Annotated in this window: 21 protein-coding genes; 14 read left to right on the forward strand and 7 right to left on the reverse strand. The window is 62.3% G+C overall.

The genetic code is table 11. From position 1 onward, the window contains the following. Nucleotides 1-134: 134 nt before the first annotated feature. Together ACFVDO_RS12355 and ACFVDO_RS12360 are read right to left on the reverse strand one after the other, a co-directional pair. The gene (locus tag ACFVDO_RS12355; RefSeq protein WP_378859293.1) at nt 135-818 is read right to left on the reverse strand and encodes a response regulator; all 684 of its coding nucleotides are present in this window, start codon (nt 816-818) and stop codon (nt 135-137) included. Then, nucleotides 815-1966, reverse strand: a complete 1152-nt coding sequence (locus tag ACFVDO_RS12360; RefSeq protein ID WP_378859294.1) for a sensor histidine kinase — start codon at nt 1964-1966, stop codon at nt 815-817. Before ACFVDO_RS12360 ends, ACFVDO_RS12355 begins: the two co-directional genes overlap by 4 nt. A 224-nt stretch (nt 1967-2190) precedes the next feature. On the opposite strand from ACFVDO_RS12360, the gene lanKC reads away from it, so the two are divergent. The 4 genes from lanKC (at nt 2191) to ACFVDO_RS12380 (ending at nt 8961) form a co-directional block, all read left to right on the forward strand. Beyond that, on the forward strand, nt 2191-4827 hold the full coding sequence (gene lanKC, locus ACFVDO_RS12365) for a class III lanthionine synthetase LanKC (protein ID WP_378859295.1): 2637 nt from the start codon (nt 2191-2193) through the stop codon (nt 4825-4827). A 198-nt stretch (nt 4828-5025) separates the two neighbouring features. Beyond that, complete coding sequence (locus ACFVDO_RS12370; RefSeq protein ID WP_378859296.1) at nt 5026-5799, forward strand: ABC transporter ATP-binding protein; 774 nt, start codon at nt 5026-5028, stop codon at nt 5797-5799. 2 nt (nt 5800-5801) lie between these two features. Then, on the forward strand, nt 5802-7154 hold the full coding sequence (locus tag ACFVDO_RS12375) for an FtsX-like permease family protein (protein ID WP_378859320.1): 1353 nt from the start codon (nt 5802-5804) through the stop codon (nt 7152-7154). Between the two features lie 7 nt (nt 7155-7161). Next, a complete protein-coding gene (locus ACFVDO_RS12380; protein WP_378859297.1) occupies nt 7162-8961 on the forward strand; it encodes an ABC transporter ATP-binding protein in 1800 nt (599 codons plus the stop codon). 247 nt (nt 8962-9208) lie between these two features. Here the strand turns inward: ACFVDO_RS12380 and ACFVDO_RS12385 are convergent, their stop codons facing one another. Next, nucleotides 9209-10111, reverse strand: a complete 903-nt coding sequence (locus ACFVDO_RS12385; protein WP_378859298.1) for a hypothetical protein — start codon at nt 10109-10111, stop codon at nt 9209-9211. 473 nt (nt 10112-10584) lie between these two features. On the opposite strand from ACFVDO_RS12385, the gene ACFVDO_RS12390 reads away from it, so the two are divergent. Then, the gene (locus tag ACFVDO_RS12390; protein WP_378859299.1) at nt 10585-11994 is read left to right on the forward strand and encodes a hypothetical protein; all 1410 of its coding nucleotides are present in this window, start codon (nt 10585-10587) and stop codon (nt 11992-11994) included. A gap of 595 nt (nt 11995-12589) precedes the next feature. Here ACFVDO_RS12390 and ACFVDO_RS12395 read toward each other — a convergent pair. From ACFVDO_RS12395 to ACFVDO_RS12405, 3 genes are all read right to left on the reverse strand, one after another. After that, on the reverse strand, nt 12590-13078 hold the full coding sequence (locus tag ACFVDO_RS12395; RefSeq protein ID WP_378859300.1) for a hypothetical protein: 489 nt from the start codon (nt 13076-13078) through the stop codon (nt 12590-12592). A 328-nt stretch (nt 13079-13406) separates the two neighbouring features. Then, nucleotides 13407-15812, reverse strand: a complete 2406-nt coding sequence (locus ACFVDO_RS12400; RefSeq protein WP_378859301.1) for a S8 family serine peptidase — start codon at nt 15810-15812, stop codon at nt 13407-13409. A 56-nt stretch (nt 15813-15868) separates the two neighbouring features. Then, nucleotides 15869-16813, reverse strand: a complete 945-nt coding sequence (locus tag ACFVDO_RS12405) for an AAA family ATPase (RefSeq protein WP_378859302.1) — start codon at nt 16811-16813, stop codon at nt 15869-15871. Nucleotides 16814-16951: 138 nt separating this feature from the next. Between ACFVDO_RS12405 and ACFVDO_RS12410 the strand changes: the two genes are divergently transcribed. Both ACFVDO_RS12410 and ACFVDO_RS12415 read left to right on the forward strand, forming a co-directional pair. After that, nucleotides 16952-17194 (forward strand): helix-turn-helix domain-containing protein, encoded by a 243-nt coding sequence (locus tag ACFVDO_RS12410; RefSeq protein WP_378859303.1) that lies wholly within the window; start codon nt 16952-16954, stop codon nt 17192-17194. Nucleotides 17195-17311: 117 nt separating this feature from the next. Further along, nucleotides 17312-18484, forward strand: coding sequence for a restriction endonuclease (locus ACFVDO_RS12415; protein WP_378859304.1), 1173 nt, complete (start codon nt 17312-17314; stop codon nt 18482-18484). Nucleotides 18485-18706: 222 nt separating this feature from the next. Here the strand turns inward: ACFVDO_RS12415 and ACFVDO_RS12420 are convergent, their stop codons facing one another. Then, nucleotides 18707-19228: a hypothetical protein gene (locus ACFVDO_RS12420; RefSeq protein ID WP_378859305.1), complete on the reverse strand. Its 522-nt coding sequence runs from the start codon at nt 19226-19228 to the stop codon at nt 18707-18709. Nucleotides 19229-19497: 269 nt separating this feature from the next. Between ACFVDO_RS12420 and ACFVDO_RS12425 the strand changes: the two genes are divergently transcribed. From ACFVDO_RS12425 to ACFVDO_RS12455, 7 genes are all read left to right on the forward strand, one after another. Beyond that, entirely contained in the window at nt 19498-19716 is a 219-nt protein-coding gene (locus ACFVDO_RS12425) for a hypothetical protein (protein ID WP_378859322.1), read from the forward strand. Between the two features lie 14 nt (nt 19717-19730). Next, nucleotides 19731-20342, forward strand: a complete 612-nt coding sequence (locus ACFVDO_RS12430) for a TlpA family protein disulfide reductase (RefSeq protein WP_378859321.1) — start codon at nt 19731-19733, stop codon at nt 20340-20342. Next, entirely contained in the window at nt 20339-21121 is a 783-nt protein-coding gene (locus tag ACFVDO_RS12435; protein ID WP_378859306.1) for a cytochrome c biogenesis CcdA family protein, read from the forward strand. The genes ACFVDO_RS12430 and ACFVDO_RS12435 overlap by 4 nt, the downstream gene beginning before the upstream one ends. Next, nucleotides 21102-22844 (forward strand): cytochrome c biogenesis protein ResB, encoded by a 1743-nt coding sequence (locus ACFVDO_RS12440; protein WP_378859307.1) that lies wholly within the window; start codon nt 21102-21104, stop codon nt 22842-22844. Before ACFVDO_RS12435 ends, ACFVDO_RS12440 begins: the two co-directional genes overlap by 20 nt. Before the next feature lies 1 nt (nt 22845). Then, on the forward strand, nt 22846-23838 hold the full coding sequence (ccsB, locus tag ACFVDO_RS12445) for a c-type cytochrome biogenesis protein CcsB (protein ID WP_378859308.1): 993 nt from the start codon (nt 22846-22848) through the stop codon (nt 23836-23838). A gap of 40 nt (nt 23839-23878) precedes the next feature. Then, complete coding sequence (locus ACFVDO_RS12450; protein ID WP_378859309.1) at nt 23879-24265, forward strand: phage holin family protein; 387 nt, start codon at nt 23879-23881, stop codon at nt 24263-24265. Nucleotides 24266-24391: 126 nt separating this feature from the next. Beyond that, entirely contained in the window at nt 24392-26047 is a 1656-nt protein-coding gene (locus tag ACFVDO_RS12455) for an AbgT family transporter (protein WP_378859310.1), read from the forward strand. Nucleotides 26048-26056 lie beyond the last annotated feature (9 nt).

The raw sequence follows: 26056 nt of genomic DNA on the forward strand, positions 1-26056 counted from the left end.
AGCGAGCTCTCGCGAGACTCAAGGCCCTGAGCACGTAGGTCCACCGGTGTGTGGCTGGCATGGATATGACTACGCGAGATGACATGGCCAGCCATACGCCGAACGGTGTCCTTTAAACGTGTAGGACCGGGGATTCACGGCCCCGTTGCGGGAAGCTCGGGGCTCTTCGACGCGAGAATCGCGATCTGAGTTCGGTCCCGGAGTCCAAGCTTGCGCAGCACGCTCGAAACTTGATTCTTGATCGTTCCTTCTGAGGTGAAGAGAAATAGCCCGATCTCTCGGTTCGAGTGACCCAGCGCGATGAGGCGCACGACCTGGCGCTCCCGGTCGGTGAGGCGATCCCATTCAACGGCGGGACCAGGTGTCTGGCCAAGAGGGTTTCCGGCGAGGTAGCGCTCGATGAGTCTCTCGATCGGTACGCTCCCCAACACTTTCTTCCCTGCGTGGACTCTGATTATGGCGTCGACGACTTCTCCCGGGTCGGCATCCTTGAGCAGATAGCCGTCAACGCCGGCGCGGATTGCTCCGAAAAGGTACTCGTCCGCATCAAATGTGGTCAGCACAATCGTCCTCAAATGTTGGTGTGCGGCTCTAAGCTGGGTCACCAACTCAATGCCATCCATTCGTGGCATCTTTGCGTCAATCAGGACGACATCAGGGTTTGTTCGCCCGATCGTCTCGAGTCCATCCACTCCGTCTTGGGCTTCACCGACAACCTCGATGTCGTTCTCGATCGCCAGCATCGTACGGAGCCCATGTCGGAAGAGGTGTTGGTCGTCGATGATTACCACTCGAATCGGCTGCGTGATACCGCTCATGGCATCGGGACCGGCAGTCGGAGCAGCACGATGTAGCCAGTCTTGTCGCCATTGACGTCGATCTCCGGCCTCGCAAGGAATTCGCCGCCAGCACTATCTGCGCGTTGTTCGAGCGATTTCAGACCAAACCCGGAGGCAGCTTCCAAAAGCCCAGTTCGACCATCATCGTGGGCCACAAGTTCCACCGCATCATCCAGAAAGGTGAGCACGAAATTGATGTGCTTCGCACCGGAGTGCTTGAGGGTGTTGGTGAGCGACTCCTGGATCGTTCGATATAGAACGAGTTGTGCCCCAGTGTCCAACTCGCGCTCCTCGCCGACGACTTCGAAAGACACCTCAATGCCAAGGCCGGCTATCGATCTGGCGAAGTTCTCGAGCAACTCGCTAGTGAGTCCTCCAGTCGGGACCATCGGATGGAGCACTCGGACCCACCTCCGGACATCGGCGAGGGCCTCCGCAGCGATTCCCTTCGCGTTCTTCACCTCGTCCCAGGCTAGCTGTTCGGAGCGATCGCGGAGTCGCTCGGCGTTCTCAAGGTCGATCTTGATGATCGTGAGAAGGTGTCCAAGGGAGTCGTGCATGTCGCGAGCAATCCTCGCCCGCTCTTCAGCGGCGGCAAGAGACTTCACTTTGGTGCTGAGGTGGAGGGCTTCGGCTCGTCTGACCCGAGCTTCGTTGACCGCGTACGCCATCGCTGTCACGAAGAGTCCCACGCCAACGATGTTGAAGCCGACTCGGATACCTGACTCGATCGACCCCCCGAACACGACAACGGAACTGGTCGCGACAAGCACTGTGGTGACCAGGACGGCTGCCAAGGCGCTGCGTACGCCGAAGACGAACGCAATGTTGGCGAATGCGAGCCAAGGCAATAGAAAGTGCTCCCCATTCGAACCCGTGAGCCCCAGAGCAAATGCAGATACGAGGAAGATTGGTGAGAGAAGTTTCCTGGGCGTAGGCGCGGATCTGTCCCAGGGGAGCAGGAACCAGAGCACGACAACAACTACGATGTTGGCGCCGTAGCTAGCGACTGCTGTGACTGAACCAGCTTGTATTGCCTCCAAGGTCAGGAAGCCAAGAACCTGAACTAAGGCGACCCAGAAGGCGGCGGACAGCAACGTTGGCCGTCGAGTGTCCTGACCCGCCATCTTCAAGCCCCTCACGCTCACCGTGCCCTGGACAGTGTAGACCGGCCCTGTTCGCGGACGCGCGCCCAGTTGCGCAAGACGTCGATTCAGTGCCTTTGGTCATCGACGGAATGACTTTAGTGTGATGCGCCTCCTTGCGCGGAACGGAATGGTGATGTGAGGTCGCCGCGATCGCAACCGTCGGGGGCGAACTCAGAACGTTGAGACCAGCGGGGAGCACAAGAGTGGACAAGTGGGAGTACACGGCATTCTGTTCTACGGCGTCTGCGTTTTACACTGACCGCTCCTCAACAACGAAGCGAAAGCGTTTCAGCGAGATCGTGGCTCCATCGGATTGGCAGGTTATCTCTACGGATGCCTGGGAGACTTGGATCGCGCCGGGGGCTCCCGTGAGGACTCATGGGTGGAAGATTCATGTTGGAACGACTACCGGAAACATGTCCAGAACGCTGGATGCTGTGGTCGCGGCATGTGTCGATGAACACACGACGTTCAAGTTCGTTCCGACGATCCACGAGTACGTCAATCGGAACTCCAAGGGCGCTGATCGGAGTGGCAGCGGGAAGTTCGCCACCATCTACCCGACTGATGACCGTCAACTGACCCGACTTGCGCGGCGCCTTGCACGGGTGCTTGACGGGCTCCCGAGCCCGTACATCCTTAGCGACGTCAGGTTCCGACGCGGGCCGGTCTACTTCCGTTACGGGGGTTTCATCAAGATCACTGTGCGAGACGAATCCGGCGGGGACATCGCGTCAATACCCGACCGACTTGGTGTGCTGAAGCCGGACGAGCGCAGCCCGCAGTTTGTCCTCCCGGTGGATGGCCGACGTGCTCCCCGTGTCGTTCGCGACGCGATCGCGCAGTACGAACTCACGGAGGAAACGCCCCTCGATGAGTATGACGGTTTGACCCCGTTACACTTCTCCAACAGTGGCGGCGTCTATGAAGCGCATCGCGACGGGATAGCTGCTTCCACGACAACCCTGTTGAAGGAGGCACGGCCTCACGCGGGACTCGATCGCCGAGGGCGTGACGCCGTGGAACGTCTCAAGATCGAGGCTGACGCCCTCCGCCTCCTCGAGGGAACTGGGTTGACGCCCCGTGTGCTCAACCAGTTCAAGGCCTGGGAGCACGAATTCTTGGAGACGGAGTTTCTGCCCGGGATTTCCTCAAGAGAGTGGGCGACCACGAACTACCCCTTTGCTGTCGGTGGCGAACGCCCAATCACTCATCAGCGATACCTCGACGCCGCGATCCACGTGATTCGAAACATGGTCAACGCGATGGAAGTCATTCACCAGCGCGGGATCGCGATCGGTGACGTGCACCCGGGCAACATCCTCGTCGACGATGACCTCAATGTGCGCTTCATCGACCTCGAGGACAGCCGAGGGCTCGACGACGACGTAGCGGCTTCGATGTACGCGATTGGATATGCGCCACCTGTGGGGTTCACGCCAAGGCAATCCGACTGGTTCGCGCTTTCTCGCACTGCGGCATCGTTGTTCGACATCTCAGGTGCCTTGGAGATCCTGGCCCCGGCACACTGGGAAACCATGATGACCCGGATTCGCGGGAATTTCGGAGCCGAAGCTGTTGAGCTGATACAGGCCATCACCTCCAGGTTTCCGAGGATGAATCCGGAGACTCAGCTCGACTTCCGTCCCAACGTGTCGGTTGTACCGTTCTCGAGCGAATCATCTCCCGGACAACCCCTCGGCGCCTCGCTCCTCGCCGGCATCAGGAAGGCAAGACGATCGGTTCTCGGGGTCGTGTACCCAGGCGACCCTACGATTTTCAGTGGATCTGGTCGATGGAACACGCTGACGGGTATCGCCGGTGTTCGTCTGGCCCGACGCTATGGGGATCTAGCGGCGGAACCTTCAGACACTGCTTTCTTGCGTGCACTTGTGGAAAGTGGAGCGACGAGCCCCCACCTTGGGCTCTTCAGTGGTGAGGCGGGTCTCCTGACGCACTTTGAGAGCTCTGAGGACACCCACGACCTCGCGGATCGAGTTCGGCAGCATCTAACCCAGAGCTTTCGACAAGAGCGCAGAAGCGATCTGTGTGACGGGCTCGCCGGAATCGGGCTGGGGTTACTGGGGCATGGCTTGACCAGCCGCCGCGATGACGCGGTAGAAGTGGCGCACGAGATCGGTGAGCTACTGGCCGCTCGTTTGGTGCGCAGCCGAGCCCAGTGGGCTATCGATGTCCTCACCGAACGGCCTGGTCTGTTCCACGGGCACTCCGGCGTTGCCATCCTGTTCATAGCCCTCGCGCGGAGCGGGATCGGGACACCTGACTCCTACTTGGTTGCGGCATACGAGTGCATCTCAAGGGACCTCGAGCACGTTTCTCCCTACATGGACGGGATGCTCGGTGTGAAGGACGGTAATCGGCTGCTCCCGTATCTCGCATGGGGGAGTTCAGGCATCCTCGTCGCGATCGAGCTCCTCCGCCGCTCGCCCGAATACCAGGACGCATTCGAGGACTACAGGCCGGGCCTCGTCCGAGCATGCTCCAGCGACACTTACGCGTACTCTGGCTTGCTTTTCGGTCGCGCTGGGCAGATAGCTGCTCTTTCGGTCTCGCTCGACCCGGCTAATGCCGCCGAAGCCAGCCGCCAAATCGCGTTGCTCCCCGATGAGCTGCTCACCTGGGAGCATGAGGTTTTCGCAGCGGGTGAGAACTATCTGCGCCTTTCCACAGATTATCGCTCAGGCAACGCCGGAGTTGTCTTGGCTCTAGTCGCGGCAGCTGGGGCTCCATTTGCCTGGATGCCTCTTTCCGACCCGGATGAGATGTTCCAAATCGTGGCGCACTCCGGGGGTCGCGCCACCCTTGTCGGAGGGAGGTGAAATGATGCGTACTGTTCTCAACCTGCAGAGCCGTGCCGGTGTGCAGACGAGCTCCACTCGCGGAAGCAACTGGAGCTGGGCCGGCTGCTCCGCGGAGAGCACCATCAGCGCCTGGGACTGCCACTGATATCCATCGGTTGCCGCCGGGACGAGCGTTACCCGGCGGCAACCACCCCAGTTCAACGGAGGGAGCCAGACTTGGTTGAATACGTCGTGACCAGCAAAGGCCTAGAGGTGAGCTTCCCGCTGCCGGGGGCAAGTGAGGACGTCCCCGTGCTGCGCGGGGTGTCTCTCTCCGTCTCAGCAGGCGAGATGGTGGCCATCGTCGGCCCGTCTGGGGCGGGTAAATCGACACTGCTTTACGCGTTGGCGAGCCTCCTCACTTCGACTCGAGGTTCGGTGTCGTTCCAGGGTCAAGAGCTCGGTGCCCTATCGGCGGGGCAACTCGCACGTCTCCGCCGAGACAAGATGGGTTTCATATTCCAGTCGTACAACCTGCTCCCATACCTCACTGCCTTGGAAAACGTGGCTGTGCCGCTGAATCTGCGGCATAGGCGGGGGGCAGCTTCGACCGCGGCGGAGGTATTGTCGGACATTGGACTTGCTGATCATCTCCATCACCTGCCCACTCAGCTCTCGGGCGGTCAACAGCAGCGCGTTGCGATCGCGCGCGTCCTGGCATGCGGACCGGAGGTTGTCTTCGCTGACGAACCGACGGGCGCGCTCGACACTGGCGCCGGCGACACGGTAATGACGCTCCTTCGCCGACAAACCGATCTGGGCGGCGGGTGCGTTCTCGTCACGCACGATCCGGACCGCGCAAGTGCGGCCGACCGAGTAGTAGTCCTTCGTGACGGGGTCGTTCTTCAAGAGCTGGAGCAGCCTGATCGTGGCGCCATCGCTGATGCCATGTCGGGCCGCCCGGGGGGAACGAAGCTGACGGGAAATCATTCGAACGACTCGGAAGCGTGACGATGCTCCGGGCCGCACTCAAAGACCTCCTCTTCCACCGTTCGGTGTGGATCGGCCTCGCGGTGGCGGCGCTGATCTCGGCAGCCGCCGTCTCCTTGTCGCTCTACCTTGGTGACTCATTGAACGCCACACCTGGTGCGGAGTCGCTTACATCATTCGTCGGGCTGCCGCTGGTCATGTCGATGATCGCGGTCGCGCTCGTGGTTCGCTCCATTGCCGGTCTTTCTGCCAAGGCTCTCCAGAAGAACTTGGCACTGTGGCGGATCATCGGGCTGGCAGTTTCGCCGCTGAGGATTCTGCTCCTGGCGCAGATCATCATCGTCACTGTGCTCTTCGCTGCGATCGGCTCCGTGGTCGGCGTCGCACTGTGCCCCCCGTATGTACGAGTCGTCTGGCTTCAATCGGGTGCGAGCGGCGAACCTGTTGTCGTTGCACAGCTGGGAAGCGCAGTCCTCGCCGTTGTGCTCGTGACCTGCGCCGCGATCATTGGGGCTGCGTCGGCCGTAGTCCGGTCAACCCAAGGCTCCTTGGTGGCACGTCTGCGTGACCTTGACGAGCCGTCTCCATCGCGAGGCACGCTCATACGTTGGCTTCTGCTGGGGGCAGGAGCCATCGTGGTGTCACTGATCGTGAACGGAATGATGAGCGTGCAGAGCCTGTCCATCCTCCCGATCCTCGGAATGTTCGTCGGCTTCCCTCTCATCATCGCCTTCGCGGTCACCGCCTCAACAGTGTTCCCGCAGCTCATTCGATTGATAACTGCGGCGGTACCCATCCGTGAGAGCGCGGTGTGGCTGCTCGCTCGCCGCTCAGCGATCTCGCGGACCACGACCGATACGTCGGCCGTCCTGTCCGTGTTTGTCGCGGCCGCAATCGTTGGGACTCTCTTTGGAGGACTGCTCAGCTACGATGCCGCGCTGACCCATGCGACAAAGATCGAGAGCGGCGGTATCAACAATCTTTCGATACTGTCGGTGGTCGGTCCGCCGCTCATCGTGGCTGTGGCAGGATCCTCCGTTGCGATTTTCATGTCCGATGTGGATCGCCACAAGGATGTCGTGTCGGCCCGTTTGATCGGCACGTCACGGGCTCAGCTTCTGGCGGTCAGCTTCTGGGAAGCGCTGATCTATGTCGTCGTGGCGATCGGAACAGGTGTGACGGTGTCGCTCATAGTCGGGCTTGCGACCGCACTCGCCGCTCAGCGACAAGGGGTGCAGATCCCGCTCCAGATCGGATGGGCGCAGCTTGCCCTGGTCGCCGGCATCTCGATGGTCGTGGTGTTCGCGTCAACGGCGATACCTACTGCAGTGTCTGCACGGGGGAAGTCGCTCATCACGATGAATCGAGAAGGGTAGCCGCCTGATGTGGGCCGACGCCTTTCGACTACTCTTCCGCAAACGCGGGCTGGTCGTTGTCGTGCTTTCGCTGAGCATTGCGAAAACAGCGGTCGCCCTGACTCAGCCATTCCTCGCACAGGGCATCGTTTCCAAGATCCAAGCGGAACATTCATTGGAGCTACTCCCGTTTCTGCTTGTGGCGGCGTTGCTGCTCACAACGGTTCTCGGGGCGGCGGAGTCGTATGTCCTTCAGCGCGCCGGCGAGGACATCGTGTGCCAGATACGCGATCAGATTTCCATGGCGACGCTGAATCTCCCCTTCGCGGTCTTGGACAGGCGACGCAGAGGTGATCTTGTCTCGCTCGTTGGTACCGACCTCACTCAGCTCCGAAACATGGTGGTCGATGGTCCGCTTCGAGCGGTCGGCGACTCCCTGATGCTTATCGGCGTCGTGGTCTGCATGGCGGTCGTCGATTGGAGACTCTTCGGGGTCTCGCTGATCGCCATACTGTGCAGCCTCGCCGCTATTGCGCTCCTTTCTCGCACCATTCGATCTGCGAGTCTTCGCTATCAGGCCGCGATCGGAGGGCTGACATCCGATTTCCTCCGAGTCCTCGGAGGGCTCCGGACGATTCGTGCCGCCGGCGCCACAAAACGTGAGCTCACCCGCATCGGAGATCGGTCGAACGATGTCCGGCAGGCTGGGTATGCGATGGCTCGCGTGCAAGCCATCGTAACTCCGCTGAGCGGGCTCGTGATACAGGTGGCGCTGCTCGTCGTGCTAGCGATCGGGGGCATTGGAGTGGCGACCAACAGCATGACGATCTCGGCGCTTGTGGCCTTCTTGATGCTTCTCATGATGACGTTCTCACCAGTTGGTCAGTTGATGACGTCGATCGCGAACCTCAGCAAGTCCGTAGGAATCCTCGACAGGATCGGCCAGCTCTTGGGGAAGAACGCCCACACGATCCTTCCCGGTAGTCCGCTACATGACGGAGCGTCCGCCCCAGACCCCGGAGCCAAGCGAACTGCACTCGATCCGGCATCGGACCCCGCTGTAGAGTTCCGCAGGGTCTCCTTCAGCCATCTCGTTGAGGACGGACTTGGAGGGGAGGCTCGTAGCTCGACAGGTTTGCATGACGTGTCGTTCTCTGTGCCGCGCGGTAGTTTCACGGGGGTCGTCGGGCCATCGGGGGCTGGCAAGTCCACGATTCTTGACCTCATCGAGGGCTTCTACGAAGTTGAGGCAGGCACGATTACGGTGCTTGGCTCAGCGCGGTTGGACCGTAATGCGGACGAACTCCGCCGCCACATTGCGTACGTGGAACAGAGCGCGCCGATCTTTCACGGCAGCGTTCGCGACAATCTTCGCATCGCCAACCCGCAGGTCACTGATGCAGAATGCCTGACTGCGCTAGATCTCGTGCGGCTGACCGGAGCGCTATCAGGCGCAGCCTCTCCACTCGATGTCGAGGTCGGTGAGGAAGGCCTGATGCTAAGCGGCGGGGAGCAGCAACGGCTCGCGTTTGCGAGAGTCCTCGTTTCAGATGCGTCCCTTGTTCTCCTGGACGAGGCCACTTCCAACCTGGATGCGATCAATGAGGCCAACCTTCACGGCATACTTCGCACTCGTCTTGCGACGAAGACACTGATGGTAGTCGCTCATCGCATCGCGTCGATCATGGACGCGGATCAGGTCATCGTCGTCGACGAGGGCATGGTTACTGACATCGGTGATCACTCGAGCTTGATCCGTTCGAGTGCTCGATACCAAGCTCTGTGCATGGAACAAGGTCTTCTCCGCGATCATCAACGCGCAACCTAAGGGAGTATTTCGACCCCCAAGACCACGTAGAACCAATTGATGAAGAGGCTCTCACTAGGAGGAGGCGCCCCGCGAGCGAACCGACGGCTCGACGCTGCTAGAGGGAAGCACGGTCTAGGCCCAATAGGCAGGTCTTCGGCGATTGCTCATCTGCGTCATCGGCGCCGAGTCTGTCTCGCCTGTGAGCAGCAGCCTCACCGGGCGTGACGCCTGTGAACTGCAGCCTGATGGGGCGGGCCGAGCCGCCTCAGAGTGAGACGTCGAGCTCTGCTTGAACCACGACCGGGACGTGATGTCGCAGCCGTGGGTCGAGGTTGTTGTCGAGTATCGACGTTCTTTGCTTCTCCACGCGACACGTGTCCAATTGCAGGGTGGCGGACACGACAATTAGATGCGGGCGAACGTCGTCGGGGCATGTGCCTAGAGGGGCCAGCCAGTGTTGCGTCGTCTCGAACATTCGCTGTGCGGTTGACCCGGCCAGTTCCGGGCTCACCCATACGTCGAGTACTCGACGGGGACCTGGACTACCGATGCGCAGACGCCACGAGACTGGTCGGTGCCCCAACAGATGTTCCAAAGCCGTCGTTGTCAACACTGCCGGTGGATCGAATCGTGAGACATCTGGTTCGTCGACGTCGCGGTCGATCTCGATGCGATCGTAGTTTCGAGGTTGTCGACGGTGCGGACCCATCAGGAGGCGCCGGTGCAGCCATCGTTCGTAGTCGAGGAGCACACGCTCCGCCTGAGCTACCGTGTCGAACATCAGCTTTCCCCATCCGCCCTCACGGACGCGCAAGGGCATCTCGTCCCTCGCCGATCGTCGACGCGCGTCATCGAGATCGAGAGCGACGTGCCACAGGGAACGAGCCTGAAACTCATCGCTACGCGACGCGACAAGAGCTTGACGGTAGACCGCTTTCAACGTTGCGGACAGTCGCTTCGTGCGGAGATACTCGAGAGCGCCTGACTCATAGGGTCGCCTCACGTACCGTTCCAATTCGCTCAGCGCGTCGCGGAGAAAGGTCGTGTAAATCATCGAACGGATAGCGCGACGATCGACGAGACGTCGCTGGACGTATCCGCCGAAGAACGCAATCGTCCCACCGAGCAGTGCCCCGAAAACCACCGGGGTAATCGCTTCAATCGTCATGCGGACGACCGTACTCGCGGGATCCGACGTCACGGGCTTGTGGTCTGCCGAGCGGGTGACGGGCGGCGGACTTAGCTCAGTCGTCTGGATTGCACGATCTCGACGAAGAGAGACGCGGCACCTCGCCCGACCTCTGTGTAGGCACTCGTGAGTTGAATGCCCAATGGAACCGGGTGCTCACGCAGGCCATACGTCCGTACGCCCCCGGCCACTTCTCAGCCCAAAAGAGAGCATGGTGGGCGCCGACAATCGCATCACGCTGCGGCGCTCCGCTCGAACTCACGCGATGGTGCTCATCGGCCTCGTGGGGGTCGTTCCGCGACGGCTATCTTTGTACTGGCATGACCCAGCATGTGCGCGTCATCGCTCTCGGAGATCTGGCGCCTTCTTCTTTCCGGAGAGACTGTGCTCCCCAGTTGACGCCTCATAGACACGAGCGCAGATCTGCAATTATCGAAAGGTCCGGGGGGATCATGTGGAACTGGTGGACGGCGAAGAAGGCGTCAAGAATTGTGCAGGGCGTGGGTTCAGATTCTGCGAGCGAGCGCGTAAGCGCTGGAGAAGTGGAAACGGAGTACTCCGCATACGTGTCGCGGATTCGCAAGGCCATCATGCGCAGCGTGTGGATTGCTGTCACCGGGATCGCGATGATCTACCTCGTCGCATGGTTGTCGCAGCTCAGCGCAGAGGCGCGGTCTTTGAATGGCGATCCGGCGGGAGGATCGTTCTTCCTCGCACCGTTGCCGGCCACGATGATGCTGGCGGGATTCAGCTTGCTGGCAGCGGTCGCAATCGGGCTCCAACTCGCGGTACGCACTCCGTCGACAGCGGAGTCAGTGCCAGCGACAGCTATTGCTCGGCGACGTTTCCTGTGTGAGTTCGCGCGGATCATCGTTGTGGCATCCTTCGCCTTGGCCGCCTACACCGCTGTTCCGGCAGTCGTGGCGGCACTAGATGTCTTCGATCTGCTGCGACTTTTCGGCCCGACGATCTGCGCTACTTTGGTGGCGCTGATCGCGGCAGATGCGGGCGTGGCCGCCGACCCGGACTTTGCGCCGGTGGAGATCAGCCGAGTGTCGCGAGCTCGATACGCTGCGCTTCTGCTGGCGGGCATGCGAACGGTTGGCCGCGTAGGAACGGATCTTCCGCGCAAGTCGATTGCCTTACAGGCGGTTGTCCTGTTCGCGGTACCGACCGCGCTCGGCCTCGCGTCATCAATTGCAATCGACAACGCAACGCCATGGCAGCGCGCGCTACTGGTAGTGCTCGCGGTCGTCACTGCTGTGGTGGTGTATGCGGTCTCTGTTCGGCTGTATCTCGGCGTCGTGACTCGGGACTGGACAGGCGTCGCGTTCATCATTTGCGCGACAGCGGTGTTCGGTGTGCTCGGGTGGTCGATGATCGCCAGCGCCATGCTGAATCGCAGTTCGGACGCTCGCACGTTGGCGCCGGTCGCCGAGACGCTGCTGTGGGCTGTGGTGTACCTCGCCGTGCCGGCTTTCCTCGCAGCGTGGGCGCTCGCATCCGATCGTGATGAGCGACCTCGGCTTCTCGGTATCCTGGTCGGCTGGACGCTGACGAGGCGCTTCCGGAAGCGCCATGAGGGCATCGAGCAGTCGAATCGTCCCGAGCTGAATCGTCTGGCCGCGATAGCGCCATGGATCAGCCCGCTTGTTCCCTTTGGCCTGTTGCTTGCAATCATTGCGAAACAACAGATTCGGCGCGCTGAGAGGCCGCCGGCACGCGCACCCCAACGGGGGAGAAGCCAGGCGAACGCTGCGATCATCCTCACGGTGCTGTTCGTCGTAGTTTTCATCGCCGGGTTGATCGTCATCGCCGCGATGGACCTCCCGGAGTGGAACACTTTCGTTTGGGGAAACTGAGCCGACATGACACGGAGAGGAGGCGAGTGACGGATAAGGCATTGAACGGGCGCTACGGGGCGGAGAACAGCGGTCAATTGGGGACGGATATCCTGCTGGTCTCGCCGGAATGAGTTTGAGGTTCCCCAATGTCTTCTCCCGCTTGCAGGTTCCCCGATTCGTTCCCGTGATTACCGACCTTCTACATTCACGGGTATTAGCCGGCGAACGATGACGTTCGAATGAATGCGGTGAGGAGGAAGGTTGCTCAAGATGGAGCAAGGACGCAGGAAGGCGTTAGCGGTTAGCCGTCACCGTCACGGACTTCTGCAAGTGCGGTACATGTTGCCACGGAGGTGTTGCGGTGGACCGAATACTGGAGTCGCTCGGTCTAATCCAAGTTGAGGATCTCCAGGCGAAGCCATTGGCTTCCAGCGCTTGTCGCGATCCCGCTCACGTGGTCGGTCATCTCCTCCTCATCGACTCCGATTCATGCGTCGAGTCTCCGCCGATGCACGGGGCGGACGGCTTTGGCGACACCAAGTCTGTCTCTGCGGCAAAGGCGAGGTTGTCTCCTCGGTCGAGTTTGATGCGTGCGGGATGGAGACGATTGCGACTACTGCCAGCCGGGGAAATCCCATGGCCAAGGCACGCCGAAGACCACCACTGCAAGACCCGAGCCGAGCGCGAAGAGCGCTGCGACGGCGAGGAGCATCGAAACGCTCAGGCACCACGAAGCGGAACGTGCTGCCGATGATTCCCAGGATCTCAAGCCGCCTGTTGTCCCGATCTTCGCCGCGGTCGGCCAGCCGAAGGAAGCGAACATCGCGAGGGCGAGAGAGACAACTGTGAGGAGCGCGCCGATGCCCAGGAGCCAGGCCACATTGAACTTCTCTTGGGCGCTGAGGACCTGGATTGTCTCTGGCCCGATAGCTACGGGGACGACGAGCGCGAGAAAACTGCCAAGACCCACGCCATTGCGCCAGTTCGTTGCGGCTTGCCTAATGATCGGGAGTTGCTTACGTGCAATGACAGCAAGGTCTTCTGCTTCATTGATCTCGACTTGGGTCGCTGGCCTACCTCCGCCTGCTTTCCACTTGGTCATTTTACTCCAGTGGCAACCCAAGAGCGCCCGCAGCCGACCTCGCCGGCCGGGCGTCCGTCATGACGCTCAGTGCAGCTGCACCTCACGGTCACGTCTATCGATCTGCGGGAAATACCCTGCCCAGTAGGCGCATCAGGGCTTGCGGGGAGAAGGCGAAGGGGCTTCTCGATCAGGACCTTGCCTCGGCAGTAAGGACAATGACCTGCTATCCGCGCTGTTTTTGTGAGTTTTCCGATGATCGCGAACGCATTGCTGTCAAGAATGTCCTGATCGCACGAATCCGCGGTTGCTTCACCGTCTGCCCAGCCTAGATCTCGATGCTTCTTGGTCATCGGTCGGAACTTCCACGGGTTCGGGCGCGGTCGCGCAGGCGTGCCTGAGCTTCGGCGTACAGGTCGATGTCGAGACGGTCATGATCCCGAATCTCGACAGCAACCGCGAACGCCTGTTCTTTATACTGGTTCTTCTGAGGTCTCGTCCAGCGACTGTGCTCGTGTGTAATCACCACGAAGTAGTCGTCGTCGTTCGGATCCCACCCACCGTTAGCGCTGTAGAAGCTACGTCGCATCAGCGTGTCGCTCAGAAAGGTTGTCTTGGGTGGCACCAAGGCACGTCCACCAATCGGATCAAAGAAGACCTGGCTCGGATCCTCGTCGCGCTCTTTCCTTGTGGGTTGCTTGGCGAATGCGGCCTGGATTGCGGGCAGATCCTCTCGTTGGACGAAGGTGAACTCCATGTTCCCCGCGATATAGTCCTTGCGGCTCCGGCGGACGGGCGGATCGAATGCGAGTGCAATGGAAATCTCCCGGGCAGAGTGGCCGCGAGCGAACAGTTCTGGAATCGGGATTTCGAGAACAGCGTGGCTGTTGGTCGCCATTGTTCCCTCGAACGTGAAGATAACTCGTGTCCCGGAGCTTTCGAGCACGTCAGCGCCTGATGGCACACCGTAGGTTGATGAGAGGAAAGAGGGCTTCGGGTCGTTCTTTCGATGTTTGCGCGCGCCGCTGAGGGCAAGGAGGGCGCGGAGGAGGTTGGCGCTTGCGTCGGGGTAGCGGGAGGCGATCTTCGCGAGCTCATGGGCAACCCGTGGGGCTGCGAGGCTCGTCCCGGTCGCGGACCCGAATAGTCGCCCGTTCACTGGAGGGATCAACGTCGTCACGGCAAGTTCGGCCGCGTCAGTGACGAGATTCTCTGTTGCTGTGTCGATTGCCCAGTTCCCGCCGTTCGCCGCGAACTCCGGCTTCTGGCGACCTGCGGCCCTGGATCCTCGAACGGGGCCGGAACGGGCGTACGGAGCGTGTGAGCCTGCCTTCGCGACTGCTATCGCATGAGGATTGCGTGCTCGATCCACGGCATCGTCTTCGGCGATTGCCGTGGTTGTGACCGACAACGCTGCTGTGCCGGGAGCTGCAACCCGTGAGGTGTCGTCGACGAGGAAGTCGGGGTACCTCCTCAGGTCACTTACATGAGTGTGCTCGATGTTGCCGGCGCTCGTAACGATCACCATTCCGTATTCTCGAGCCTTTGCATCAATGAGCGCTGAGAGGTCTGAGGTGAGCGGGCCGGAGTCGGCATACGACTCGCCCAAGGCGAGCACGACGATGCGTACCTGGTGCTCGGCCAGCCAGTCCAGCGCTGCCGCGAACTGTGCGGAAGGATCACCGTGCACTTGGGTCTCGAGACGCTCATTCGCCTGAGCAACTCGTGCGACATACAGCGGGAAGGGCTGACCATCGAACTCCGAGTCGAGCAGGTCACGGACATCGCCCCAGGCCGCAACGCTGGCGACTTCGGTGCCGTGGCGCGTGTGATCACCCAACGTCACATCGTCTGGAAAAGACCGCTGCTCGATGATGACGTTGTGAAGCCACGGGTTCGCATCAACGACCAGATCGTCAATAATGCCAATTGCCTCGCCTTCGGGCAAAAGCACATCCGATGGCATCACAAGCTTTTGTAGTGTCTCTTGCGTGACCCGAACTGCGAGAGGGCCACGAAGCTTTTCGACGAGCTGGTGCTCAGCGAGATCCTCGATCGCAATAGAGTCGACGACTGCGTGGACTTTAAGCCTGTCCGGGTCCCTACTGTCGTGCGCGAGCGTGCGAACGAGCGGGTTTCGCTCTGAATGCATGTCGAGTAGATCGACAATCCTGGCGACGCGCGCTGTGCCCCGCGATACGTCGGAACTCCGTTCCAAGGAGGTAGGCCACACGGAGATGTCTATCTCCACAAGCTCATCGCCCTCGGGGAAACGCAGGCCAGGGGCAAGTCGATCATCTCTGCCGTAGAGGTCGATCCCGTCAACCTTCGCTAGCTCGTCCTTCAGCGTCTTCGTAATGTCATCGAGTGAATCGTCGGGCTTCGAATACCGGCCGATGAGCTTGACGAGGGCGGACCTCGCATCTTGATCCGTCAACGCGAAATAGCGCTTGTCGTCTGTGACCGCAAGCGGAACCAGTCCAAGACCTTTGAACGCGGTATTGTCGAACGGCTGCGTTCCGGTGAACTTCAACACGATCTCACCGACGCTCGACTCGGACTCTTCTGCGTCTACAAGATCCCCGTTCGCATCCAGCGCGGGGAAGACCCTGGAGGATTCTAGACCTTCAAGGATCCCGCGAAGGGTAGTGGCCCTTAGTCCGCGATTCGGGCGGGGTGCGTCGGGATCATAGTTGCTGTTGACACGCTTGCTGTTCATCGCGTCGAGATGCGTGAGCTTGAGGTGATCGGCCACGGACCAACCATATCGATCGCCTTGACCCAACCAGCGGAATTCGGGCTATGTGTCGGTTAGCCCCAAGGGCGGCTTGTGACCTCATTGGCCGCGAACTCTAGGTCAGCCGCAACGATCTGAGATCTGTCATCAAGGAGCGCGTGTCTCTTTGCGGAATCCGCAAAGAATTCCGTCGCTGCATGGGGGAGACCGGCAAGCCGCGCTACGTACGGTGCTGCATGCTCCCAGCCGTTCCCGAGCAGACGGCGGGTGAGCAGCTCAGACACCTGACGTTCTGTGGGTAGGCCAAGTTCGACGATCGAATCGAACCGGCGCCACATCGCTGGATCGAGGATTTGCGAATGATTGGTCGCCGCGACGATCAAGGACGGACCGGAATACGCATCGATCTGCTGCAGTACAGCGTTGACGACTCGCCGGAGCTCCCCATGATCAGCGGCATCTTCGCGCATCTTGCCGAGGCTGTCGAACTCGTCGAGGAACAGGACGTACGCGCCGGTGGACACGAAGGTGAACAGGTTCGACAGATTCGTGGCCGTCTCGCCGAGGTAGCTGGAGATGAGACCTTCGACCCGTGCCGTCACGAGTGGACGATTGAGTTCGTGCGCGATTGCGGCAGCCGCAGAGGTCTTGCCGCATCCTGGAGGCCCCGAAAGGAGGATCCGATTGCGCCTGGGGAGACCCGCCCGATCCAGTTCTGGCCAGTGGCGAACTTCCTTGACGATCCGGTCCAGGCTGTCGCGCACGTTTTCGGCGAGGACGAGATCCGACAAATAGCGGTCCGACTGCGACACGCGTGCGAGTGGGAGTGAGCTGTCCCGATCGATGGGCGGTTCCGGCATCGGGGTAACGTCGTGCGATCCAACCCCAGCATTGGCGGCAAGTACGGTGCGAAGCTCGCGTGCAAGTACCGTGTGCCGCTTGGCCTCTTCCTCTTGGATGATCGCCTGGGCTGCGCGGCGGAACTTCAAGTCGTCACGCTCGCCGTATGCGGCGATCATGTCGCGAAGGTGCCTGCCAGCCATGGCGCAAGCGTAGCACACTCGATATTCCGGGTTCGTCAAAAATTTGATAGCTTCATGCGTATGGCCGGTCGCGCTCCCAGATCGCAGTTTCCTCTGCAAGAACGCTCAAGATTGATGAGCGAGGCCCTTCGACATCATCGCAGGGATGTGCTAAAAATTTCACGTTCTGAGCTGGCGCGGAGGTCGGGTATTTCGGCCTCGAGCATTCAAGCGATCGAGGATGGGCGTACGGTCGACCCTGGGTTGTTCACCGTCGCGCGTCTCGCTGTCACGATGCACCTCGATCTGAGTGCCGTGATGCGAACGTTGGAAGGGCCCTTGAAGGTGGCCCCGCTCCATCGGCTGGACGAAGCGTGAGGAGAGCGCTTTGCTTCTGCATGAGTTCGGAGTGTTGTACGTGACTTAGACGTCAACGTTGCGACCAGCCCATGATCGAGTGGCCGCGCTGGAATGGCCGACTGGGAGACTAGCGGTGTGAACCTCGAAGACTTGCTCCGCGTGATGGACCGTGCTGCGGCGAATCTGGCCAAGCTTCAAGCGATCTGGGATCGCGCTGAGCCGATGATTCCTACGGGGCCGCAAAGGGGGACAACTCGAGAGTACGAGGACCTACGTCGCGTGTGGGGAACGCTCGTGGCGGGGCTGCCTCCTATCGATGGATACACCGTGACCGAGCAACTTCCCGACATTGATGTAGCTGGGCAGACCTTCATGCAGTACTGGGAACTGAGTGAACCGGCATTCGGATTGCGGAACGAGCTCGAGAAGCCGGGGCGCGAGATCGACGAGTACCGCTTCAGGCTAGGGCGGGCGCGCCGCATGGCGATTCATGATCGACTGGATTTTCTGATCTCAACGGTCAGCACGACTCTTGCCCAGATCGTGGAGACGACTGGCGAGGATTCGGGAGAACGCATCGACAATGCCGGAACGCGCGTAGTCGAAGCATCAATCGCAGAGGTAGAGCGACTTCTCGGTGACACGATCGATCGGAAGGGCAGGTGGAGCGACCTACATCGACACCTTCGCTTCAGCCAGCCGCACGATTGGCGAGACGTCGCCGAGCTGGACTGGCCATCTGTTCGATCGGACATCGAAGCGGCAAGCCTTTCGGAATCTGACCCGCTGCCAGTGCCGAACATTGATCTTGGCGTTGCCGCATCCGCGAAGCCCGCTGGCGGCGCGAGCGTTGGGATCGAATGGAGTCTTCTGGATGACGATGGCTTTGAGCGGCTTCTTTTCGATCTCTTCGGTGGATTCTCTAGCTACCAGAACGTTGACTGGCTAATGAAGACCCGTGCCCCTGATCGGGGGCGGGATCTGGCGGCCGAACGGGTCTTGAGGGACGAGGGCGGAACGACTCGAACGGAGCGCGTGATCGTTCAGGCGAAGCATTGGACAGCACGCTCGGTGGCACCAACCGACATCTTGACTTCGCTGGCAACACTTCCTATATGGGAGCCGCCCGTGATACGGGTCCTGATCATCGCTACGAGCGGAAGGTTTACAGCTGATGCTGTCACCATCGTGGAGCGGCACAACGATGCAGGGAAGCTGCCGTTCATCGAACTCTGGGCAGAAAGTAGACTCGAGACGCTGCTCTCGCAGCGACCGGATCTGATCGCGAGCTATCGGCTCCGCGAGTGAGCTCAATGCTCGGCGTCCTGAGCACGCAGACTGCCGAACGACGATGCGTCACTACGCTGGCGCGCCGTTCGGGACACCGACGGCGGTGACCATACTTGACGACGTTCTCGGGGGGAGGACGCGCACGCCTCTGACTTCTCGGCTGAGCTCAGCTCAGCCGAGAGGCAGAGAGTTGACGACGGTGATCCAAAGACGGCGTCATCCACTTGGCGCGATATCGGCTCAATCCCGTTTCGGGAGGTTTACCTCCGTCGGCGACTCGCCGTGTTCGAATTGCGCGGCACGCGCAGATGCAATGGCGTTGAGCACGCCTAGACCGAATGACTTTCTCGCGGCGCGCTCTGTTCTCATGTGGACGCCGAAGTGCTGGGCTCCCGTGTCTTCGCAGAGTTCCGTCTGTTGGAACCAGTACTCGTCTGCGATCTGATAACGCTTGGGCGTGTAGTCGTCGAAGAACACAGCCCGGAAGGATCCTTCGTCCAGTCCGGGGGCGACACAGTTGAAGAGCCTGAGAGCGGGGATTCCGGAGAGCAGGATTACCGGACTGCCCGTCTGATCGGCGAGTCCGCGGGCCAGGCGAACGTGTTCGCCTTCGAACATATCCACGTCGTCGCCTTTGACCTCGACGAAAGTGCTCTCATCGTTTGGATGGAGCAGTTTGAAATCGGGCAAGTAGGGCGTACCGTGAATGACGTACCCCTCAGGTTCATAGTCCCAACGAAGCTTGAGTACATCGAAGAACACTGCCCAACGTGCTTCCAGTCGTGACCGAAAACGGTAGCCCTTATAGTGGGTTTGGATTGATCGTGAGCCGTTCATGCGGGTCCGCCTTCCTTGAATCCTCGCCTGGTGATGACTCGGCGCTCAGGGCCAGGGTAAAGCATTCCCGAGGGGGTCCTCGCGAATCGGCACTAGCCGACAACACGCGAGTCGCCGGGACTTAGGGGTGGCCACACATCAGGGCGTGTGTTTCCATATGACCTTCGTCCGATCGATGCTTCGAGCAGATCGGAGTGCTGCTCGATGACGGAAGCGCAGGGCGGCATCAGGTGCTCCAGGCGCACCTCGACGATCTCGACCGCCGGATGGATGAGATGCGGCGCTCGCGCGAGATGACCGAGCACGCGATGAGATGCCGCTCTCACGACGTCGCCACCTGCCCGCGTTTCCGGGCAGGTGTGGCGGACGTGCTGGCCCAGTTCGAGGCGCCGTACCTTACAGAGCGTGCATAGGGTTCACGCGTACGATTCCCAGCGTGTCCCGCCGTGTACGTTCCCTGATCGCTGCCGCGCTCGCCGCGGTATTCGCCATCGGATTGAGTGCCTGCACGGCCAATGACCCCGCCGCCGACGAGTTCGGCAAGGGCGACACCGTCTACAGCTCGAATGACGTGCGCGTCGCCGAGATCAAGCCCGCCGACCGCGGTGCCGCGATCGAGTTCGCAGGCACCACCGAGGGCGGCAAGAAGTTCGACAGCGCCGACACACTCGGCGACGTGACAGTGGTGAACTTCTGGTATTCGTCCTGCGGTCCGTGCCGCCTCGAGGCGAAGGACCTCGAGAAGGTCTGGCAGAAGCATCAGGACGACGGCGTCGCGTTCGTGGGTATCAACATCTACGACCAGGCCGACACCGCGAAGGCCTTCGCCGACAAGTTCGGCATCACCTACCCGAGCATCATGGATGCCGACAGCGGCAAGGCCAAGCTCGCCTTCGCCAAGGTGACGCCGATCCAGGCGCCGCCGGTGACCCTCGTCCTGGACCGACAGGGTCGTGTCGCGGCACGCATCATCGGGCCGATCGACGGCCCCTCGGTGCTCTCTACCCTGATCCAGGACGCGCTCGCGGAGAAGGCGTGAATCCCGTAGACGTCATCGGATCCGGCGCGCTCTGGCTCGCCGTCCCGCTCGCGATGCTGGCGGGACTGGTGTCGTTCCTCTCGCCGTGCGTGCTGCCGCTGGTGCCCGGGTACCTGGGGTTCATCGGGGGAGCGGTGGGCACGAACTCCCCGGGTCCTGAGCGAGCGAAGCGAGACGAAGGGCGCTCAGGAACCGGAAGTGCGAAGGGCCGGCTGCTGCTCGGCGTGCTGCTGTTCATCGCCGGCTTCACCGTCGTCTTCGTGTGCATGACCGTGCTGTTCGGCACGGCAGGCATGTTCCTGCTCGAGTGGATGCCGCTGATCACCCGCATCCTCGGCGTGGTGATCATCGCGATGGGCCTGGTCTTCCTCGGGTTCTTCGGCTTCGCGCAGCGCGAGATGCGGATGCACGTGAGCTCGGCGACGGGCCTGATCGGCGCGCCGCTGCTGGGCGTCGCGCTCGGCCTCGGCTGGGCGCCCTGCCTCGGCCCGACGCTCGCCGCGATCTCGGCACTGTCTGTGAACGTCGGAACGCCGGGGCGCGCGGCATTGCTCGGCGTGGCCTACTCGCTGGGCCTCGGCATCCCGTTCCTGCTCATCGCGCTCGGCTTCGGCTGGGCGACCAGGACCGTCGGCTTCCTGCGTCGTCACGTGCGCACCATCAACATCGTCGGAGGCGTGCTGCTCATCGTGCTCGGAGTTCTCATGGTGACCGGGGTCTGGACCCAGATCATGTCTCGCGTGACGGTGGTGATGGGCAGTGTCGTCCTCCCGATCTGACGTGAAGGACGAGAAGGACGGCACCTCGGCCGCGACCGACCCGCTGCGCCCTTCCGACCACATCGACTCCGCCGGCGACGCCGGCGACGGAGACATCAACCAGCCCAAGCTCGGCTTCACCGGCTGGATGCGGTGGGGCTGGCGCCAGGTGACGTCCATGCGCGTCGCGATCATCCTGCTGCTCGTCCTCGCCATCGCGGCGATCCCGGGTTCGATCTTCCCGCAGCGCTCCGCCGACCCGAACGGCGTGATCAAGTGGAAGGCCGACAACCCCGACCTGTTCCCCGTGCTGGACAAGCTCAGCCTGTTCGACGTGTACTCCTCGCCGTGGTTCTCGGCGATCTACCTGCTGCTGTTCCTGTCGCTCATCGGCTGCATCATCCCGCGCATCAAACATCACCTGAAGGCGCTGCGCGCGCTGCCGCCGCGCACGCCGGCGCGGCTGTCGCGACTGGACGACCATCTCGAGACTGTCCGCGAGAGCGCGGACGCCGATGCGGATGCCGGTCGTGCGATCGACGTCGCTGAGAAGCAGCTGAAGGCGCTCGGCTATCGGGTGTCGCGCTACGATCGCGGTCCGGTGCGCTCGGTCTCGGCCGAGCGCGGCTACCTGCGCGAGACCGGCAACCTGCTGTTCCACATCTCGCTGGTGGGCGTCCTGGTCGCGGTGGGCGTGGGTGGCGGACTCGCCTACACCGGCCAGAAGGTCGTGATCGAGGGTCGCAACTTCGTCAACATCCTCACCGACTACGACTCGATCAACCGCGGTCGCTTCGTCAGCGACGACGCGCTCGCGCCGTACCGGATGAAGCTGGACTCCTTCGACATCAAGTACCAGCCCCCCGGCGCCGCCGGCGCGGGGCAGGCGGGCGACTTCGCCGCGAACGTCACGGTCACCGAGGCCGACGACTCCCAGCACAAGGGCGTCGTCAAGGTGAACCATCCGCTCGCCATCGGAGCGGACAAGGTGTACCTGCTCGGAAACGGCTACGCCCCGAGCATCACGGTGCGCAACGCGAAGGGCGACGTCGTCACCAGCGGTCCCGTCGCGTTCCTGCCGCAGGACAACAACATGACTTCGCTCGGCGTGCTGAAGGTGCCGGACGGGATGCCGGAGCAGATGGCGCTGACCGGATTCTTCTACCCGACGGCGGGCAAACTCTCCACCGGCGCGTTCACCTCGGCCTACCCCGACCTGTACGGCCCGATGCTGACCCTCGACGTCTACGTCGGTGACCTCGGCATCGACGACGGCACCCCGCAGTCGGTGTACGTGCTCGACACCAACCCGATGACCAAGCTCACCGGTCGCGGAACCGACGTGAAGTCGATCCAGCTCGAGCCTGGCAAGACCGCGGAGCTGCCGAACGGCATGGGCTCCGTCACCTTCGAGGACGAGTCGCCGAAGGGAGCGAAGGACTTCACCCAGTCGCTGAAGCGCTACGTCTCGCTGCAGATCCACCACGACGAGTCGGCGGTGTGGGTGCTGGTCTTCGCCGTGCTGGCGCTGGTGAGCCTCGCACTCGCACTGTTCGTTCCGCGCCGTCGGATGTGGGTGAAGGCGACCCCCGGTGACGGCACCGTGACGCTGGAGTACGCTGGCCTCGCCCGAGGCGAGGACCCCACTCTGGCCGCGGCAGTCGACGATCTCGCCCGTGGACATGAGCGGCTGCTCGACGGCTCCGCACCCCGGAAATCCCCCACCGCTCCTAAGGAGAGCTGACATGGCCGATCTGGAATCCCTCTCCGTCGTGCTGATGTGGACGGCGATCGCGATCTACGCGCTCGCGTTCCTCGCCTACGCGTTCGACCTCGCCAGCCGTTCCGCGAAGACGGCTGATGCGAAGCTCGAGACCGCGAAGGCGAAGCAGCTCGTCACGGCCGGCGGCGGAACCGTGGCGGTTGCCGGAGGCGCCGAGTCCGCGGCATCCGGAACCGGCGAGGCGAAGCCGCGCTATGTGATGGCGCGGATCGGCACGTCGCTGACCGTGCTCGCCTGGCTGTTCCATCTGGGCGCGACCGTGACCCGCGGCATCGCCGACGGGCACGTGCCGTGGTCGAACCTCTACGAGTTCGCGATGGTCGGCACGTTGCTGATCGTCGGGGTCTACCTGATCGTGCTCACGCGACTCGACGTGCGGTACCTCGGATCGTTCATCATCGGTCTCGTGGTGGTGCTGCTCGGACTCACCTCGACGAGCTTCTACGTCGCGATCACGCCGCTGGCCGAGCCCCTCAAGAGCGCCTGGCTCGTCATCCACGTGTTCGTCGCGTCGCTGTCGACGGCGCTGTTCGCCCTGGCGTTCGCCCTGTCGGTGATGCAGCTGCTGCAGATGCGACGCGAGCGGCTGATCGTGGAGGGCGCTGAGAAGACCGGTCCCGGCTTCCTGCGCACGATCCCCGACTCGACTCGCCTGGAGAGTCTGGCATACCGCTTCACCGTGGTCGGCTTCATCGCCTGGACGTTCACGCTGATGGCCGGCGCGATCTGGGCTCAGGACGCCTGGGGCCGGTTCTGGGGCTTCGACGTCAAGGAGACCTGGACGTTCATCATCTGGGTGCTCTACGCCGGCTACATTCACGCCCGTGCCACTCGCGGATGGCGCGGATCGCGGTCGGCCTGGCTGTCGATCGTCGGCTTCGCGGCGGTGCTCTTCAACTTCACGATCGTGAACGTGTTCTTCAAGGGGCTGCACTCCTACTCCGGACTGAGCTGAGCTCCTGCATCCGACGTCATGGCGCCACTATGCTGGCGCCATGATCCGGTTCCTCATCAACGTCCTCATCTCGCTGGTCACGGCGGCTCTCGGTCTGCTGGTCTGCATGTGGACGCTGCCCGGCTTCTCGATCGACTGGCCGGGCTTCCTCATAGCCGTGCTCGTCTTCACGATTGCGCAGGCGATCCTCGGACCGTTCATCTTCAACGTCGCCCGTCAGCACGCCAGCGCACTGCTGGGAGGCATCGGGCTCGTCTCGACGTTCGTCGCGCTGCTGATCGCGTCCTTCTTCCCGAGCGGCATCGTCCTCAGCGGTATCGGCACCTGGGTGCTCGCGACTCTGATCGTGTGGATCATCACCGCGCTGGGCACGTGGCTGCTGCCGCTGCTGTTCTTCAAGAAGAAGGTCGAGCAGGGCCGGAGCTGATCCCCGGCGCACACTGCGCGACGCGCGGGGGTCGTGATTGATTGCCAGGAGCACCGCGGCCCGTCAATATGGGGGAAGACCATAGCGGAACGTCGGAGACCGCGGGTCCGGACGAAGGAGCCCCGGGTGAGTGCAGCATCGGATCTGGCGCCGCAGGCGCCCCAGAAGGGTTTCCTCAACTGGATCGAGAAGGTCGGCAACAAGGTGCCGGACCCGACGATCATGTTCCTGTACCTGATCGGGTTCATCGCGGTGCTGTCCGCGATCCTGAGCTGGGTGGGCGTATCGGTGACCGACGAGGTGGCCACGCCCGTCGCCACCGATCAGATCGGGCAGCTGAATGACCAGTTCGGCTCGCACTGGGTGATCTGGGACACCGCGACGGGTGAGCCCGCCGACGTACCCGAGTACGTCGTCGAGACGCGCACCTTCGCGGTGCAGAACCTGCTGTCCATCGAGGGCATCCGGTTCTTCTTCACCTCCTTCGTAGACAACTTCGCCGGGTTCAGCGTCGTCGCGACGGTGCTGATCGCGATGGCCGGTGTCGGCGTGGCCGAGCACGCGGGCCTGATGGGCGCGCTGATCCGCCGGGTCGTGAAGGTCGCTCCGCGCCGCTGGCTGGCGGCGATCCTGCTGTTCGTCGGCGTGCTGTCCTCGGTGGCCACGGATGCGGGCTACCTCATCCTGGTGCCGCTCGCGGCAGCCGCGTTCCTCACTGTCGGGCGGCATCCGCTCGCGGGCTTGGCCGGGGCGTTCGCCGCGGTGGGGGCGGCGTTCGGCGCGAACCTCATCATCACGCCGAGCGACAGCATGCTCACCGAGATCACCAACGGCGTGCTCACCGCCGCAGGGATGGCGCCGATCCAGGTCACGCACAACCTGTACTTCGGCATCGTCTCGACGTTCCTGCTCACCTTCGTCGCGCTGTTCGTGACGATGTTCGTCACCGAGAAGCGACTGGGTGCCTACGATCGTGCCGAGATGACCATCGTCGACGACTCGGCGGATGTCGACCACGACGCCGAGGCGCGCGGACTGAAGTTCTCCGGCTGGGCGCTGCTGGGCTTCGTGCTCGTGATCCTCGCGCTGACCCTGCCGCCCGGGGCGCCGCTGCGGGCGCCGTCCGACGGTGACATCACCGGCACGTCGCCGTTCATGGCGAGCCTGGTGTTCATCATCTCGCTGGCATTCCTGGTGTGCGGCGTCGCCTACGGCGCCGGCGCGAAGACGCTGAAGGGCGGCTCGGCGACCGTCGCCGCGATCGCGAAGACGTTCGCCAGCCTGGGCGGCTTGCTGGTGATGTTCCTGATGATCGCCCAGTTCATCGCCCTGTTCAACTGGACCAACCTGCCCACCGTCGCCGCGATCTCCGCCGCCGAGGCGCTGCAGCACGCCAGCGTGCCCGCGATCGTGCTGCTGATCGCCTTCATCCTGGTGATCCTGATCCTGGACTTCATCCTGCCGGGGCTGGTGCCGAAGTGGGTGATCTTCGCGCCGGTGTTCATCCCGATCTTCGCCTCGCTCGACGTCGCCCCGCAGACGCTGCTGGCGGCGTACCGCGTGGGCGATTCGCCAGTCAACGTGCTGACGCCCCTGATGGTGTACCTGCCGTTCATGGTCACCGTCGCGCAGCGGTACAAGAAGGATGCCGGCATCGGCACGATCATCGCGCTGATGATCCCGTACGCGCTGTGGATGCTGCTGGCCTGGGCTGCGCTGTACGTGGTCTGGTTCCTCACCGGTATCCCGTGGGGTCCGGGCTCGCCGGTGCAGATCGGATGACCGGCGCCG

Origin of the sequence: Microbacterium sp. NPDC057741, assembly GCF_042798735.1 — a bacterium.
In the GTDB taxonomy this organism is placed as follows: Bacteria; Actinomycetota; Actinomycetes; order Actinomycetales; family Microbacteriaceae; genus Microbacterium.

Bases quoted from the DNA above. Each gene is read 5' to 3' on its own strand.
- ACFVDO_RS12355 (WP_378859293.1), bottom strand. From the start codon at position 818: ATGAGCGGTATCACGCAGCCGATTCGAGTGGTAATCATCGACGACCAA.
- ACFVDO_RS12360 (WP_378859294.1), bottom strand. From the start codon at position 1,966: ATGGCGGGTCAGGACACTCGACGGCCAACGTTGCTGTCCGCCGCCTTC.
- ACFVDO_RS12375 (WP_378859320.1), top strand. From the start codon at position 5,802: ATGCTCCGGGCCGCACTCAAAGACCTCCTCTTCCACCGTTCGGTGTGG.
- ACFVDO_RS12380 (WP_378859297.1), top strand. From the start codon at position 7,162: ATGTGGGCCGACGCCTTTCGACTACTCTTCCGCAAACGCGGGCTGGTC.
- ACFVDO_RS12385 (WP_378859298.1), bottom strand. From the start codon at position 10,111: ATGACGATTGAAGCGATTACCCCGGTGGTTTTCGGGGCACTGCTCGGT.
- ACFVDO_RS12390 (WP_378859299.1), top strand. From the start codon at position 10,585: ATGTGGAACTGGTGGACGGCGAAGAAGGCGTCAAGAATTGTGCAGGGC.
- ACFVDO_RS12395 (WP_378859300.1), bottom strand. From the start codon at position 13,078: ATGACCAAGTGGAAAGCAGGCGGAGGTAGGCCAGCGACCCAAGTCGAG.
- ACFVDO_RS12405 (WP_378859302.1), bottom strand. From the start codon at position 16,813: ATGATCGCCGCATACGGCGAGCGTGACGACTTGAAGTTCCGCCGCGCA.
- ACFVDO_RS12410 (WP_378859303.1), top strand. From the start codon at position 16,952: ATGAGCGAGGCCCTTCGACATCATCGCAGGGATGTGCTAAAAATTTCA.
- ccsB (WP_378859308.1), top strand. From the start codon at position 22,846: ATGGCCGATCTGGAATCCCTCTCCGTCGTGCTGATGTGGACGGCGATC.
- ACFVDO_RS12450 (WP_378859309.1), top strand. From the start codon at position 23,879: ATGATCCGGTTCCTCATCAACGTCCTCATCTCGCTGGTCACGGCGGCT.